This is a genomic window from Marinovum sp. PR37 (assembly GCF_028807375.1).
Classification (GTDB): Bacteria; Pseudomonadota; Alphaproteobacteria; order Rhodobacterales; family Rhodobacteraceae; genus Marinovum; species Marinovum algicola.
Window position 1 is genome coordinate 47,985 of sequence record NZ_JARAML010000027.1, and the last position, 14,218, is coordinate 62,202.

The window sequence follows — 14,218 nt, forward strand, 5'->3', positions numbered from 1 at the left end:
CAGTTTTTGGAGGATCAAACCAGCTTGAGATCGGCCGCCATCTGGCGTCCGTCGCGGCCATCTTCCAGCGCGTATTCCACCTTCTGATTGTCCGCCAGCCCGGTCAGACCGGACCGCTGCACGGCTGAAATATGAACGAAAACGTCCTTGCCGCCTTCGCTCGGTTCGATGAATCCATAGCCTTTTGTGGTGTTGAACCACTTCACGGTGCCCGTCGGCATGTCCGCGTCTCCTTCAATCTTGCCTTGCCGGAGGTGTCCAGACCTCCGGGTCTTGTCCGTCACAGCCGCCTTTCATGCCCCCCGGGCCCGAGAAACCCCGCCCCAATCGCCTGATTGTCGAAAGTCACGTAGGGGCAAGGATTGCACGCCTTTGTAAAAAATCAAGAACAAGCACTGGCCGCGCCGCGCTTGCGTGATAATTTGCGGAAAAATCCCGGAGGCCTCGATGCAGCTATTTGGACTGAAAACCTGTGACACCTGCCGCAAGGCGCTGAAAGCCTTGCCGAATGCAGAGTTTGTTGATGTCCGCGCCGAGGGCGTGCCGGCCGAGGTGCTGCGCCGCGCAATTGGGCAGTTCGGCGAAAAAGTGATCAACACCCGTTCCACCACCTGGCGTGGATTGTCCGAAACAGAGCGTTCGGCGCCGCCGGAAACGCTTCTGGCCACACATCCGACGCTGATGAAACGGCCGCTGATCGTCGAGGGCGACCGGATGTATCTTGGCTGGACCCAGGAGGTTCAGTCCGAGCTGGCAGGCTAGGGGGAAGACCGCCGCCGAATTCCCGGCTTGGAACCGTGGCGGCGATTGCCTACCTCGACATCAGGCAACATCAGGAGACTCCATGCGCAATGCAGCATCGACCCTGGGCGTGATCGGCGGCATCATCGCCATGATCGTCGGGTTTTTCAGCTACGGCTATACCGAGGTCGTCGACCGCTATGGCGAGATCGAGGGGCTGGCGCGGCAGTTCTCCAATGTCGAGCTGATCCGCGCCGCGGCCGTTCTTTCGCCGCTGCTCGCGATTGCCGGCGGGGCCATGGCCAAGGCGCGCGCGCTCTGGGGCGGGGTGCTGATGCTGCTGGCCAGCGGGCTGATGTATGTGGCCTATGGGTTCAACGTCGGCACCATGTTTCCGATCGCCTTTACCGGGCTGGGCGGTGTGCTGGCGCTGCTCGCCGGCAAACCCGACGAACCCAAGGCGCATTTCTGACCGATGGCGGTGTCCTACCCTAGGATCGGCGCGCTGGCGGTGGTGCTTGACGGCGACAGCGTGCTGCTTGTACGCCGCGCCGCGCACAAGCCCGACGCCGGGCTCTGGGGGTTTCCCGGCGGCCATGTGGAACCGGGCGAAACCGTCCATGCCGCCGCCGCGCGCGAGCTGCTGGAAGAAACCTGCCTCCGCGCCACGCCGGTGGAAACCCTCACCCATCTCGACCTGATCCGCCATGACGCCGAGGGCACACTGCTCTTTCACTACCTTCTGGTCGCCGTGCGCTGTGCCACCCCGGTCGGAACGCTTGCCGCCTGCGACGATGCCGCCGAGGCCGCCTGGCACCCCGTCGATCACGTGTTGCGCGGCGCGCTGCCGCTCAGCCGAGATGTCGATACCGTGCTGCGCCGGGCGCTGGAGCGTTGAGCGATGTGCGTGGTTTCGCCGATCCCGCGGCGCGGGGCTGGAGCCGCGCCGGCGAATGCACTACCTCACCCGGCAACGAAGGAGAATTGACATGCGTTATCTGATTGTGACCTGCCTCGCGCTCTTGCCCGGCGCCACGCTCGCTGCCAATCCCGACTGCGAGGTGATGGGCGGCATCGTCGACAAGATCGTCGCCGAACGGGTCGAGGGCACCGAGATGAAGGCCGCGATGGAGACCGTTGCCGCCGATTACACCGGCGATCAGGAACGGTTTGTCGGTACCATCCCGCATCTGACGGATTGGGTCTACAACGGCCTGCCGGAAGAGCATCTGACCGCCGAGGCCGGGCAGGCTTTTGCCACCCAGTGCGCGGCACAGTAACCGGGCGGACTCGACTCTTCGCGTGGCAGGGCCAATATAAGACCCCATGAGCCTGCCCCCCGGATTCCTCGATGAACTGCGCACCCGCCTGTCGCTTGTCGACGTGGTCGGCCGCAAGGTCATGTGGGATGCCCGCAAGAGCAATCAGGGCAAGGGCGACATGTGGGCGCCTTGCCCCTTTCACCACGAAAAAAGCGCGTCTTTCCATGTGGATGACCGCAAGGGCTTTTACTATTGCTTTGGCTGCCACGCCAAGGGCGACGCGATTTCCTTTGTTCGCGAGACAGAGAATGTCGGCTTCATGGAGGCGGTGGAAATCCTTGCCGGCGAGGCCGGCCTGCCGATGCCCGCCCGCGACCCGCAGGCTCAGCAGAAGGCCGACCGCCGTACCGTCCTGAGCGAGGTGATGGAACAGGCGGTGCAATTCTTCCGGCTGCAACTGCGCACCGGGGCGGCGGGGGCGGCGCGCGCCTACCTCGACCGGCGCGGACTGGCACCGGCCACCCTCGAACGCTTCGAGATCGGCTTTGCCCCCGACAGCTGGCAGGGCCTCTGGGATCACCTGCGCGCCAAGGATGTGTCGGAAGAGCTGATCCTTGCCGCCGGCCTGGCGCGGCCCAGCCAGAAGGGCGGGCGGCCTTATGACACCTTTCGCGGCCGCATCATCTTTCCGATCCGCGATGCGCGGGGCCGGGCGATTGCCTTTGGTGGCCGGGCGATGGACCCCAACGACAACGCCAAATACCTGAACTCGCCGGAAACCGAGCTCTTCGACAAGAGCCGCAACCTCTACAACATCGGCCCCGCCCGCGAGGCCTGTGGCAAGGGGCTGCCGCTGATTGTCGCCGAAGGCTACATGGATGTGATCGCGCTGGTCGAGGCCGGTTTCGGCGGGGCGGTGGCGCCGCTTGGCACCGCGGTGACCGAAGAGCAGCTGCGGCTGATGTGGCGGATGGCGGACGAGCCGATCATCGCGCTCGACGGGGACACCGCCGGCCTGCGCGCCGCGCATCGGGTGATCGACCTGGCGCTGCCGCTGCTCGAGGCCGGCAAATCGCTGCGGTTCGCGCTGATGCCGGAAGGGCAGGATCCTGACGATCTGCTGCGCGCCAAGGGGGCCAAGGCGGTGCAGGCGCTGCTCGATCAGGCGCTGCCGATGGTGCAGCTGCTGTGGCGACGCGAAACCGAAGGCAAGGTGCTCGACAGCCCCGAGCGCAAGGCGGCGCTGGACAAGGCGTTGCGCGAAAAGATCACCCGGATCACCGATCCTTCGATCCGAAGCCATTACGGCCAAGAAATCAAGGAATTGCGCTGGCAGCTGTTCTCCGCCGGCCGACGCAAGCCGGCACCGGGCCAGAAGCGCCCGCCGTGGAAGCCCGGCCAGAAACGCTGGGCCCCGCCAGAGCCGCCGCGCGCCGGCACCAAGGCGTCGCTTCTGGCTGCCGCCGATGAGGCCGCCTTTACCGCGATGCGCGAGGCGGTAATCCTTGCCGCCGCGATCCGCACTCCGGCGGTGGTGCAGAAATTCGAACATGCCCTGGAGAACCTCGACTGCGCGACCCCCGAACATGCCCGCCTGCGCGATCTGATCCTGCGCCATGCCGAGCGTGGCGCCGAGGCGCTTTGTGAAGAAATCGAACATGCCCTGGGTCATGATGCCCTTGAAAATCTGCTCGCCATGCGCCATGTGGCAATCATCCCGTGCATCCGCAAACCCGGCGATATCGATCTGGCCCGCATGACATTGGCTGAAGAATTCGCAAAACTCACCGCGCATCACGGATTGCAGGCCGAGATCGAAGAGGCCGCCGAAGACCTGGGTCACGTGTCCGACGAAGCGGTGACATGGCGGTTGGGGCAGGCGGCCGAGGCGCGCAACCGCGCCGCGTCGGGCTCGCAGGAAGACAACACGGAATATGACACCGGACCCAATGGCGCGCGAATCAATCGGGACGAACGCAACAGACTGAACGCCCTTCTCGACCAGATCGCGCATGCCAAACCGCGCAAATGATGCGGTTTGGAGAGGAAATTGTAGATAATTCGGCGTAGAACGCTGCACGAATCGCTCAGATTCGTTAATGATTCGGATAAGCGAATCACCCGCGCCGCAAACAGGAGCCCCCGCATGGCCGCCAAAGACACCGACGATCAGAAGACCGACGCCCCAGAAGACGTGTCCCTCGACATGAGCCAGGCGGCGGTCAAGAAGATGATCGGCGAAGCGCGCGAGCGTGGATATATCACCTACGACCAGCTGAATTCGGTGCTGCCGCCCGATCAGGTCTCGTCCGACCAGATCGAGGACGTGATGTCGATGCTGTCGGAGATGGGCATCCAGGTCACCGAAGAAGACGAAGACGCCGAGGAAGACGACAACAAGGGCGCGACCGATCTGGTCGAGACCAAGAAGCCGGGCGAGGTTGCGCTCTCTTCCGGCGGCACCGAAAAGCTGGACCGGACCGATGACCCGGTGCGCATGTACCTGCGCGAAATGGGTTCGGTCGAACTGCTCTCGCGCGAGGGTGAGATCGCGATTGCCAAGCGCATCGAGGCCGGCCGCAAGACTATGATCGCCGGGCTCTGCGAAAGCCCGCTGACTTTCCAGGCGATCACCATCTGGCGCGACGAACTTCTCTCGGAAGACATTCTGCTGCGCGACGTGATCGATCTCGAAACCACCTTCTCGGGCCAGCTCGACGAAGAGGGCGGGGTCGAGGAGCCGGTGGTCGAGGCCGCCAATGTCGCGACCGCGCCGAAAAAGGACACCGGCCCCGAGCTCGACGCTGACGGCAATCCGATTGCCAAGGACGACGACGAGGACGAGGACGAGCAGGCCAACATGTCGCTGGCCGCGATGGAAACCGCGCTCAAGCCGCAGGTTCTCGAAACGCTCGACCGCATCGCCGAGGATTATGCCCGCCTGTCGGAAATGCAGGACAGCCGGATTTCCGCCACGCTGAACGAAGATGGCACGTTCTCGGCGGATGAAGAGGCGATCTATCAGCAGCTTCGGTCCGAGATCGTCGAACTGGTCAACGAGCTGCACCTGCACAACAACCGAATCGAGGCGCTGATCGACCAGCTCTACGGCATCAACCGCCGGATCATGTCGATCGACAGCTCGATCGTGAAACTGGCCGACCAGGCGCGCATCAACCGGCGCGAATTCGTCGAGGCCTATCGCGGCTACGAGCTCGATCCCTCCTGGCTCGAGCGGATGGCCGAAAAGCCCGGTCGCGGCTGGCAGATGTTCATCGAACGCTCGGCCGACAAGGTCGAGGAATACCGCACCGAAATGGCGCAGGTCGGCCAATATGTCGGTCTCGACATTCCCGAATTCCGCCGCATCGTCGGCCAGGTGCAGAAGGGCGAGAAAGAGGCCCGCCAGGCCAAGAAGGAAATGGTCGAGGCGAACCTGCGTCTGGTGATCTCGATTGCCAAGAAGTACACCAACCGCGGGCTGCAATTCCTTGATCTCATTCAGGAAGGCAACATCGGCCTGATGAAGGCCGTCGACAAGTTCGAATACCGCCGCGGCTACAAGTTCTCGACCTACGCCACCTGGTGGATCCGTCAGGCGATCACCCGGTCGATCGCCGATCAGGCGCGCACCATCCGTATCCCGGTGCACATGATCGAGACGATCAACAAGCTGGTGCGCACCGGCCGCCAGATGCTGCACGAGATCGGCCGCGAACCGACGCCCGAGGAACTGGCCGAGAAGCTGCAAATGCCGCTCGAAAAGGTCCGCAAGGTGATGAAGATCGCCAAGGAGCCGATCTCGCTGGAGACCCCCATCGGCGACGAGGAAGACAGCCAGCTTGGCGACTTCATCGAGGACAAGAACGCCGTCCTGCCGCTCGACAGCGCCATTCAGGAGAACCTGAAGGAAACCACCACCCGCGTGCTGTCGTCGCTGACGCCGCGCGAGGAACGGGTGCTGCGGATGCGATTTGGCATCGGCATGAACACCGACCACACGCTGGAAGAGGTCGGCCAGCAGTTCTCGGTCACCCGCGAACGGATCCGTCAGATCGAAGCGAAAGCGCTGCGCAAGCTCAAGCACCCGAGCCGGTCGCGCAAGTTGCGTTCGTTCCTCGATCAGTAACCCCCGCGGGCTGCACGGTTCCGCCGTGCGCCCCGTTTCCCCGGTGCAAATCCACCGCGCACCGCAAGCCCCGTAGGGTGCGCAGTTCCTGCGCACCGTCTCGGCCCGCACAAGAGGAGCGCAGCTTATGTCCCTATTCAAGAAACTCTTTGGCGGCGGCAGCGGCGCGGGCGCGGCCAAATCCGACCCCGAGCCCGAAGATTACAACGGCTTTCTGATCTATCCGCAGCCGGACAAGCAATCCGGCGGCTACCGCATCGGTGCCCGGATCGAAAAGGAAATCGGCGGCGAATTGCGCCGTCATGACCTGATCCGCGCCGACATTGTTTCCGACCCGGAAGAGGCCGAGCGGATGTCGCTGCTCAAGGCCCGGCAGGTGATCGACGAACAGGGCGACCGGCTCTTCGGCTGAGCAGGGGCCAATATCGCGTCCTCATGACCATTGACCGGGCGGCAGGTTCCGGGCCAGGCTGAGACCTGCCGTGCCCGGAGGTCGCCTGATGTTCAGATCCCTTGCCCTTGCTGCCATCTGCCTGCCTATGGGCGCCGCGGCCGCCTGTTACGGCGATGCCGGCACGCCGTTGTTTCACTGCACGGTCGAGGGCGGCAAGACCGAGATCCGGGTCTGCCTGCAGGACAGCGCGGCCTATTATGCCTATGGCCCGCCGGGGCGGGCGCCGGATATCGTCTTTTCGCGCCATGTACAGGATATCCACATGACGCCCTGGCCCGGGATCAGCCGGACCTATTGGGAAGAGCTGGCCTTTGCCAACGGCGCTTTCGAATACCGCATTCATCACAGCTTCGACCGCAATGGCGAGCTGCCGCAGGACGGGACGCTCACGGTCACCCGCAACGGTTTGCAGATCGCCGAGCTGACATGTGCCGCCGATACGATATCAACCGCCGATTTCTCGCCGCTGTTCGACGCCAAGGAGGAAAGCGGCCAGTGCTGGAACTTCGACAGCCGAAGCTGGGGCCGCTGCCCCTAATCGGCATGTGTCCGGCCCAGCACCGCGCGACCGATGATCCGGTCGAGCGAGAGCGCGCCGCCGCCCTTGATCACCAGCACCAGCAACAGGAACATCCAGAGCGCCCGCTGATCGAGGATCGCCGCATCGGGCACCCGGTCGAACCATGTGCCGAAGGTCTCGGGGTGGTTGATGCCGCCATGGCCATAGAGGTCCGTCAGGCTCTGCACCGCGACAAAGCCGATCATGCCGAGCGCCGCCAGCCGGGTGGCCAGCCCCAGCAGGATCATCAGCGGCAGCAGGAATTCGGCCCACATGCCGGCGACCACCACCAGCCAGTGAAAGGCGCCGAGCTGGCTGACGTCATATGTCACCGCCTCCATGACCTTGGGAAAGATCTGCGCATAGGCGCCGGTCGAGGGTTGGAACAGGCCGAGAAACCCGTCCCCCACCTTGGTCAGTGCCGAGTTCCAGAAATAGACCAGCAGAACCGCGGCAAAGACAAGCCGCGCCAGCAGCGGCAAGAGGCTGTCAAACGCGCGCTCTATAGCGTCGGAGATCATGTCATGGAGGTTTATGAGCGCGGTCATGGCGTGCCTTTCTTCAAGTCTGTCAATGCGTTGCCCGAGAGAAGCAGGCTCAGGACCGCGCCCAGATCAAACTCCGGGGTCTGGTCAAGCGCGGCTTCATAGGCCTGGCCCAGGGTGTTGTCGGCGCGCAGCGCGGCAAGGAACGTGGCGCCGCCGTCGGGCAGGGCATGGGGCACCGGGTCGAACTCGGGCCGCAGGATCAGCGCGTCTTCGGCCACCGGGGCGGGTTTGGGGCTGTCGGGCACCATGTTGAACCGCCAGATCGAGACCACCGGGAAACGCGAACGCAGCAACCGCACGGTGGGGGCCAATTGCAATCGCAGTGCCATCAGCGCCTCGGGATCGAGCGCCAGCGCCTCGGCGGCCAGCGGCGCGGCATCGGCGGCGTGATAGCTCTCTCGCAAGGCGAACTCCAATCGCGCCACATCGCCCAGATAGGGATATTTCGCCAGCGGTTCGAAACCGTCGAGAAAGCCGCCGAAGCCGGAGCCGTAATACATCATGCGGGGCGAGCGGGGCGGTTCGGCGCGCAGGTAACGTGCGGCGACAGCCTTGAAATTGGCCTCGCCCAGGAGCTTGGCCACCGCCGGAAAGCCGGTCGCCAGAGCCTCGCCCAGCGAGGTGGCGATATTGTTGCGATAGACGTCATAGCGGCGCCCGGCGGGCCGCCCGGAGCCATCGACCAGCCCCTGCGGCAATGGCGTGGCGCCATCGAGCAGGGCCTGCCGGAACGCGCCCTCGGTGGTCATGCGGGCACCTGTGCCAGCGCGTCGGCGGCGCGCTGTGCCTCGTCGCGCAGCACCGGCCAGTCGGGTACGTCATTGTCCCATTCCACCAGCAGCGGCCGCGGCCCCGACCGGGCCAGGGTATGGTCGAGCAGCGCCCAGACCGGATCGACGACCGCGCGGCCATGGCTGTCGATCAAGAGCGGCGCGCCGTGGTCGTCTTCATCCTCGTCATGGCCACCAAGGTGAATTTCGCCGACGCGGGCCAGCGGAAAGGCATCGATATAGCCCTGCGGCGAAAACCCGAGGTTGGTGGCCGAGACAAAGACGTTGTTCACATCGAGCAAAAGGCCGCAGCCGGTGCGCCGGGCGACCTCGTCCAGAAAGGCGGGTTCCTCCCATGTGCTTTCGGTGAAGGCGAGATAGGAAGAGGGGTTTTCCAGCAACATCTGCCGACCGAGGCTGTCCTGCACCTGATCGATATGGGCGCAGATACGGGCCAGCGTGGCCTTGGTGAAGGGCAGCGGCAGCAGGTCGTTGAGGAAATGGCTGTCATGGGTGGACCAGGCCAGATGTTCGGAAAAGCTGGCCGGTTGCAGCCAGTCGCACAGTCGTTTCAACCGCGCCAGGTGATCGCGGTCCAACGGGCCTTCACCGCCGATCGACAGGCCCACGCCATGCACCGAAATGGCAAAGCGTTCGCTCAGGGCGCGGAGCTGGGCCAGCGGCCGGCCGCCATCACCCATGTAGTTCTCGGCATGGATTTCCAGCCAGTCCACTGGCGCGGCATCGGCAAGGATCGCGCTATAGTGCTGCGGCTTGTAGCCCACGCCGGGGGCGGCGGGCAGAGCATCGAAGTGACGGCTGGCGTCGGGCATGGGCATGTCCCTTCAAACGGGGGGTGGGCAATTCTGCCCACCCCCATCATAGCATGGAATGGTGACAGATCAGCCTTGCGGCAGATCGCGCTCGAGCGCCTCGAGCGAGCCCATGCGCGCCGAGCCATCGGCCATCGCCGGAAGCTCGATCTCGGTGCAGGTGCCGGCATCGACCAGCGTCCAGGCGTTGCCCTGGTAGTCATTGACCGAGGTGCCGGCGCAGGTGGTGCCGGGGCCTGCGGCACAGTCGTTTTGACCGGCCAGCGAAACGCCGAAGCATTTTTCTTTTTCCTGCGCGGTGGCGGTGGTGGTTTGCGCGGCCAGAGCGGCTGCAACTGCACCTGCGACGGCAACGGTTTTCACGAATTTCGACATTGATACATCCCTTTTGGTCTTTGGTTCCAAGTATTTGGTCCAATGCCACCCCTGCGGCGGCTGACCCAAGACTAAGGCCATGCCCGGCCCGCGATCACTTCACAGGCCCGTGGATCACGGATGCGTAATCACCTGTCAGACGGGCGTGATGCCGCATCTGCGCAATCATGGAAAAAATCGTTTGAAAACAGTCGGGGCGCCACATGAATTGTGACGCCCCGCAAGGGTCCAGCGCTGGAATGTTACAAATGCGCCGCTCTCCACGCAGAAGACCTGGCCGCTGATCACGGCGCAGTTGCCGGATGTTACAAACCCTGTGCCGCCTTATGCCGCGCCTTCGCCGCCGAGGTCGGGCGGCAGCGCATCCTTGGCCAGCGCCGCGATCATCTCGTCGACCGATTTCACCTCGGTGCGTTTCTCGCCAAGCCGGCGCACGGTGACCGTCCGCTCCTCGACCTCGCGCGCGCCGACGGCCAGGATCACCGGCACTTTGCCCAGCGAATGCTCGCGGACCTTGTAGTTGATCTTCTCGTTGCGGATGTCGGCCTCGGCGCGCACGCCTTTGGCCTGCAAGTCCGCCACCACCTCGTTCACGTAGTCATCGGCGTCCGAGATGATCGAGGCGACCACCACCTGCCGCGGTGCCAGCCAGAACGGCAGCTTGCCTTCCCAGTTCTCGATCAGGATACCGATGAAGCGCTCGAAGGAGCCGAGGCAGGCGCGGTGCAGCATATAGGGCCGGTGCTTGTCGCCATCGGCGGCGATATAGCTGGCGCCGAGCCGCTCCGGCAGGTTGGGATCGACCTGGAAGGTGCCGCATTGCCAGACCCGGCCGATCGCGTCGGTCAGGTAGAAGTCGAGCTTCGGCCCATAGAAGGCGCCGTCGCCCGGCTCGAGCGTGTAGTCGCGGCCCACCGCCTTGATCGCGTTCTCCAGCGCGCCCTCGACGTAATCCCAGCTCTCGTCGCTGCCGACGCGTTTCTCGGGCCGGGTGGCGAACTTGATCTCGAACTCGGGGAAACCCAGCTCTTCGTAGACATTGGCGAGGAAGTCGATGAACTTGGCGCATTCCTCCTGAATCTGCTCCTCGGTGCAGAAGATATGCGCGTCATCCTGGGTAAAGCCGCGCACCCGCATGATGCCATGCAGCGCGCCCGAGGGCTCGAACCGCGCGCAGGAACCGAATTCGGCCAGTCGCAGCGGCAGGTCGCGATAGGACTTGAGCCCCTGGTTGAACACCTGCACGTGACAGGGGCAGTTCATCGGCTTCAGCGCGTTGATCCGGGTCTGGCCCTTGTCCTTGACCGCCGCATCATCGGTCTCGCCGTCGCGGCTCTCGTCCACCTCGACCACGAACATGTGGTGCTGGTACTTGTCCCAGTGCCCCGAGGCTTCCCAGAGCTTGCGGTCGACCACCTGCGGCGTGTTGATCTCGCGGTAGCCGCCGACGCGCTGCTTGCGGCGCATGTAGTCCTGCAACTGGGTATAGATGGCCCAGCCGTCGGGATGCCAGAACACCTGGCCCGGCGCTTCCTCCTGCATGTGGAACAGGTCCATCTCGCGGCCCAGCTTGCGGTGATCGCGCTTTTCCGCCTCTTCGAGGAAGTTGAGGTATTTGCGCAGGTCTTCCTTGTTCTGGAAACCGACGCCATAGATCCGCTGCAACATTTGCCGGTTGCTATCGCCGCGCCAATAGGCCCCGGCCACGCTCATCAGCTTGAAGCCGTCCGCCGGCACCTGGCCGGTGTGTTGCAAATGCGGGCCACGGCAGAGGTCTTGCCAATCGCCGTGCCAGTACATGCGCAGCGGCTCGTCGCCGGGAATGGCCTCGATCAGCTCGACCTTGTAAGGCTCGCCGTTGTCCTCGTAATGCTTGACCGCGCGCGCCCGCTCCCAGACCTCGGTGCGGACCGGATCGCGGCTGTTGATGATCTCGCGCATCTTCTTTTCGATCTCGCCGAGGTCTTCGGGGGTGAACGGCTCTTGCCGGTCGAAGTCGTAATACCAGCCGTTCTCGATCACCGGGCCGATGGTGACCTTCACGTCGGGCCAGATTTCCTGCACCGCGCGGGCCATGATATGCGCCAGGTCGTGGCGGATCAGCTCGAGCGCCGGGGCGGCGTCTTTCATGGTGTTGATCGCGATCTGCGCATCGCTTTCGATGGGCCACTGCAAATCCCAATGCTTGCCGTCGACACTGGCCGAAATGGCCTTCTTGGCGAGCGATTTGGAAATGTCGGCAGCCACATCCGCAGGGGTCACGCCAGCCTCGAAGCTGCGTGCATTGCCATCGGGGAAAGTCAGGGAGATTTGAGCCATATCGGCCTCCTCGTCGGTTTGGCGCCTACAAAACGCCCGGTTGCGGGTATGTGGTCAGCGCGATGTGACCTCTGAGCCGGCGCATGTCAAGCGCCAAGCCCGATCCATCGATGGAACGGCGACCGGAATTTGACCGGGCCGGGCCGGGCGCTAGAACCTTGCGGGCAGAGTCCCAGCGTGGAGCCAGGCCCATATCCGAGCACCTTTTTCACCGCATCTCCGGCGAGACCACCGACAACCGCGAAGCCCGCAACGGGCTGCGCCATGTGGTGGCGCTGACCGCCAGCAAGCTGTCGGACGGGTTGATCGACCCCAAGTTGATCCTGTCCTGGCTGCTCACCTCACTGGGCGCGCCGGCCCTTCTGGTCGGGCTTCTGGTGCCGATCCGCGAGGCCGGGGCGCTCCTGCCGCAAATCCTGTTGTCGGGCTGGTTGCGCCGGCTGCGCTATCGCAAACGCTTTTGGGCTGTCGGCGCCATGGGGCAGGGGGCATCGGCGGCGCTGATCGTGCTGGCGGCGCTGAGCCTCACCGGCTGGGCCGCCGGGCTGGCGATCTGCGCCGCGCTGGCGGCGCTGGCGGTGTCACGGGCGGCCTGTTCGGTGAGCTACAAGGATGTGCTGGGCAAGACAGTCGCCAAATCCCGCCGCGGCGCGGTCACCGGCGCGGCCGGCAGCATCTCGGCCGCCGGGGTGATCCTGCTGGGCGTGCTGCTGCTCACCGGCGTGCTGCGCAGCGAAACTGCGGTATTGATGGCCATCGCGCTGGCGGCCGGCCTCTGGCTGGCGGCGGCGGCGCTGATGCTGCGGCTCGAGGAAGCGCCGAGCGACCCCGACGGCGCCGCGCGGCCGGAGCTCGCGCCGCTGTGGCAGGACCGGCAATTGCAGCTCTTCATCCTGGTGCGCGGCCTTCTGGTGCCCACCGCGCTGGCGCCGCCCTATTTCGTGCTGCTCGCCGCCCGCCAAGGCAATCTCGAGCTCAGGGGGCTGGGCGTCCTGGTGCTGGTCTCGGCGCTGGCCTCCTTCGTCAGCTCTTATGTCTGGGGCCGGCTGGCCGATTGGTCGAGCCGCCGGGTGCTGATGCTGACCGGCCTGCTGGGCGCGGCGGCGATGCTGGCGGCGGTGCTGGCGGTCTGGCTGGGGCTGGGCGACACCCCCTGGGCCCTGCCGCTGGCCCTGTTTGCGCTGATGCTGGCCTATCACGGCGTGCGGCAGGGCCGGTCGATCTACCTTGTCGACATGTCCCCGCCGGAAAGCCGCGCCACCTATGCGGCGCTGGCCAACACTGCCATCGGCACCTTGCTGCTGGTGGCTGGTGCGATCGGCGGGCTGGCGGCGCTGATCGGCCCCTCGGTCTCGCTGATCGGCTTTGCCGCGCTCTGCGTCGCGGCCAGCATTGCCGCGCTCTGGCTGAAAGAGGTGGAGGAATAGGGCGTTGCCCTCCGATCGTCGCACAGTCAATATCGCCCCGACACGACCAAACCGGAGCCCCGCATGACCGCGCCTGAGACCCTGACCACGACCCAAGGCCGCCAGATCGCCTATCACAAGACCGAGGGCGACGGGCCCTGCGTGGTCTTTCTCGGCGGTTTCAAATCCGACATGGCCGGCACCAAGGCGGTCTGGCTCGAGGACTGGTGCCGCGACCGGGGCCGGGCCTACCTGCGGTTTGACTATTCCGGCCATGGCGTCAGCTCGGGCAGGTTTGACGAGGGTTGCATCGGCGATTGGGCCGAGGATACCGAAGCAGTGATCCGCGCCACCTGCGAGGGGCCGCTGGTGCTGGTCGGCTCGTCGATGGGGGGCTGGATTTCGCTGCTGATGTCGCAGCGCCTCGATACCGTCGCGGGCCTTGTCACCATCGCCGCCGCGCCGGATTTCACCGAAGACGGCTATTGGGCCAGCTTCACCGAAGCGCAGCGCGCGCAGGTGATGGAGCAGGGTTATTATGATGCGCCGTCGGACTACGGCGCGCCCTATCGGATCACCCGCCGGCTGATCGAGGATGGGCGCAACCATCTGGTCCTGCGGACGCCGCTGGCGCTGCCCTTTCCGGTGCGCTGCGTGCAGGGCACCGAGGACAAGGCCGTCAGCCGCGCGACCGCGCTGCGCCTGCTCGATCATGCCGACAGCCCCGACATGGCCCTGACCCTGCTGAAAGGCGCCGATCACAGCTTTTCCGCGCCCGATTGCCTGCCGCTGATCGCGCGGGCGATCGAAGAGGTGAGCTGA

16 protein-coding genes are annotated in these 14,218 nt (G+C 64.9%); 10 read left to right on the top strand and 6 right to left on the bottom strand.

Annotated elements, in window-relative coordinates:
- Positions 1 to 14 precede the first annotated feature (14 nt).
- Positions 15 to 221: a cold-shock protein gene (locus tag PVW49_RS19215; RefSeq protein ID WP_048530545.1), complete on the bottom strand. Its 207-nt coding sequence runs from the start codon at positions 219 to 221 to the stop codon at positions 15 to 17.
- A gap of 226 nt (positions 222 to 447) precedes the next feature.
- Here PVW49_RS19215 and PVW49_RS19220 point away from each other — a divergent pair, with 226 nt between their 5' ends.
- The 8 genes from PVW49_RS19220 (at position 448) to PVW49_RS19255 (ending at position 7,124) form a co-directional block, all read left to right on the top strand.
- Positions 448 to 762, top strand: a complete 315-nt coding sequence (locus PVW49_RS19220; protein ID WP_274591312.1) for an arsenate reductase family protein — start codon at positions 448 to 450, stop codon at positions 760 to 762.
- 82 nt (positions 763 to 844) lie between these two features.
- Positions 845 to 1,213 (top strand): hypothetical protein, encoded by a 369-nt coding sequence (locus tag PVW49_RS19225; protein WP_274591313.1) that lies wholly within the window; start codon positions 845 to 847, stop codon positions 1,211 to 1,213.
- A 3-nt stretch (positions 1,214 to 1,216) separates the two neighbouring features.
- Entirely contained in the window at positions 1,217 to 1,639 is a 423-nt protein-coding gene (locus PVW49_RS19230; RefSeq protein WP_274562615.1) for an NUDIX hydrolase, read from the top strand.
- 91 nt (positions 1,640 to 1,730) lie between these two features.
- Entirely contained in the window at positions 1,731 to 2,021 is a 291-nt protein-coding gene (locus tag PVW49_RS19235; protein WP_274562617.1) for a hypothetical protein, read from the top strand.
- A 46-nt stretch (positions 2,022 to 2,067) separates the two neighbouring features.
- Positions 2,068 to 4,035 (top strand): DNA primase, encoded by a 1,968-nt coding sequence (gene dnaG / locus PVW49_RS19240; RefSeq protein ID WP_074835376.1) that lies wholly within the window; start codon positions 2,068 to 2,070, stop codon positions 4,033 to 4,035.
- Positions 4,036 to 4,149: 114 nt separating this feature from the next.
- Positions 4,150 to 6,132, top strand: coding sequence for an RNA polymerase sigma factor RpoD (rpoD, locus tag PVW49_RS19245; RefSeq protein WP_048530556.1), 1,983 nt, complete (start codon positions 4,150 to 4,152; stop codon positions 6,130 to 6,132).
- Positions 6,133 to 6,259: 127 nt separating this feature from the next.
- Positions 6,260 to 6,544, top strand: a complete 285-nt coding sequence (locus PVW49_RS19250; RefSeq protein WP_074835374.1) for an HlyU family transcriptional regulator — start codon at positions 6,260 to 6,262, stop codon at positions 6,542 to 6,544.
- Between the two features lie 88 nt (positions 6,545 to 6,632).
- On the top strand, positions 6,633 to 7,124 hold the full coding sequence (locus PVW49_RS19255) for a hypothetical protein (RefSeq protein WP_274591314.1): 492 nt from the start codon (positions 6,633 to 6,635) through the stop codon (positions 7,122 to 7,124).
- On the opposite strand, the gene PVW49_RS19260 is transcribed toward PVW49_RS19255, so the two are convergent.
- The 5 genes from PVW49_RS19260 to thrS form a co-directional block, all read right to left on the bottom strand.
- Positions 7,121 to 7,693 carry a DoxX family membrane protein gene (locus PVW49_RS19260; protein WP_274591315.1) on the bottom strand — a complete coding sequence of 191 codons (573 nt, stop codon included), beginning with the start codon at positions 7,691 to 7,693 and terminating at the stop codon, positions 7,121 to 7,123. The two genes, PVW49_RS19255 and PVW49_RS19260, sit on opposite strands and share 4 nt — an antisense overlap.
- Positions 7,690 to 8,442: an HvfC/BufC N-terminal domain-containing protein gene (locus PVW49_RS19265; protein WP_274562626.1), complete on the bottom strand. Its 753-nt coding sequence runs from the start codon at positions 8,440 to 8,442 to the stop codon at positions 7,690 to 7,692. Before PVW49_RS19265 ends, PVW49_RS19260 begins: the two co-directional genes overlap by 4 nt.
- Entirely contained in the window at positions 8,439 to 9,296 is an 858-nt protein-coding gene (gene bufB / locus PVW49_RS19270) for an MNIO family bufferin maturase (protein WP_274591316.1), read from the bottom strand. Before bufB ends, PVW49_RS19265 begins: the two co-directional genes overlap by 4 nt.
- Positions 9,297 to 9,365: 69 nt before the next feature.
- The gene (locus tag PVW49_RS19275) at positions 9,366 to 9,671 is read right to left on the bottom strand and encodes a BufA1 family periplasmic bufferin-type metallophore (RefSeq protein ID WP_048530564.1); all 306 of its coding nucleotides are present in this window, start codon (positions 9,669 to 9,671) and stop codon (positions 9,366 to 9,368) included.
- A gap of 324 nt (positions 9,672 to 9,995) precedes the next feature.
- Entirely contained in the window at positions 9,996 to 11,990 is a 1,995-nt protein-coding gene (gene thrS, locus PVW49_RS19280) for a threonine--tRNA ligase (RefSeq protein ID WP_274591317.1), read from the bottom strand.
- Between the two features lie 158 nt (positions 11,991 to 12,148).
- On the opposite strand from thrS, the gene PVW49_RS19285 reads away from it, so the two are divergent.
- Together PVW49_RS19285 and PVW49_RS19290 are read left to right on the top strand one after the other, a co-directional pair.
- Positions 12,149 to 13,417: an MFS transporter gene (locus PVW49_RS19285; protein WP_407657375.1), complete on the top strand. Its 1,269-nt coding sequence runs from the start codon at positions 12,149 to 12,151 to the stop codon at positions 13,415 to 13,417.
- Between the two features lie 63 nt (positions 13,418 to 13,480).
- Positions 13,481 to 14,218 carry an alpha/beta hydrolase gene (locus PVW49_RS19290; RefSeq protein ID WP_074835365.1) on the top strand — a complete coding sequence of 246 codons (738 nt, stop codon included), beginning with the start codon at positions 13,481 to 13,483 and terminating at the stop codon, positions 14,216 to 14,218.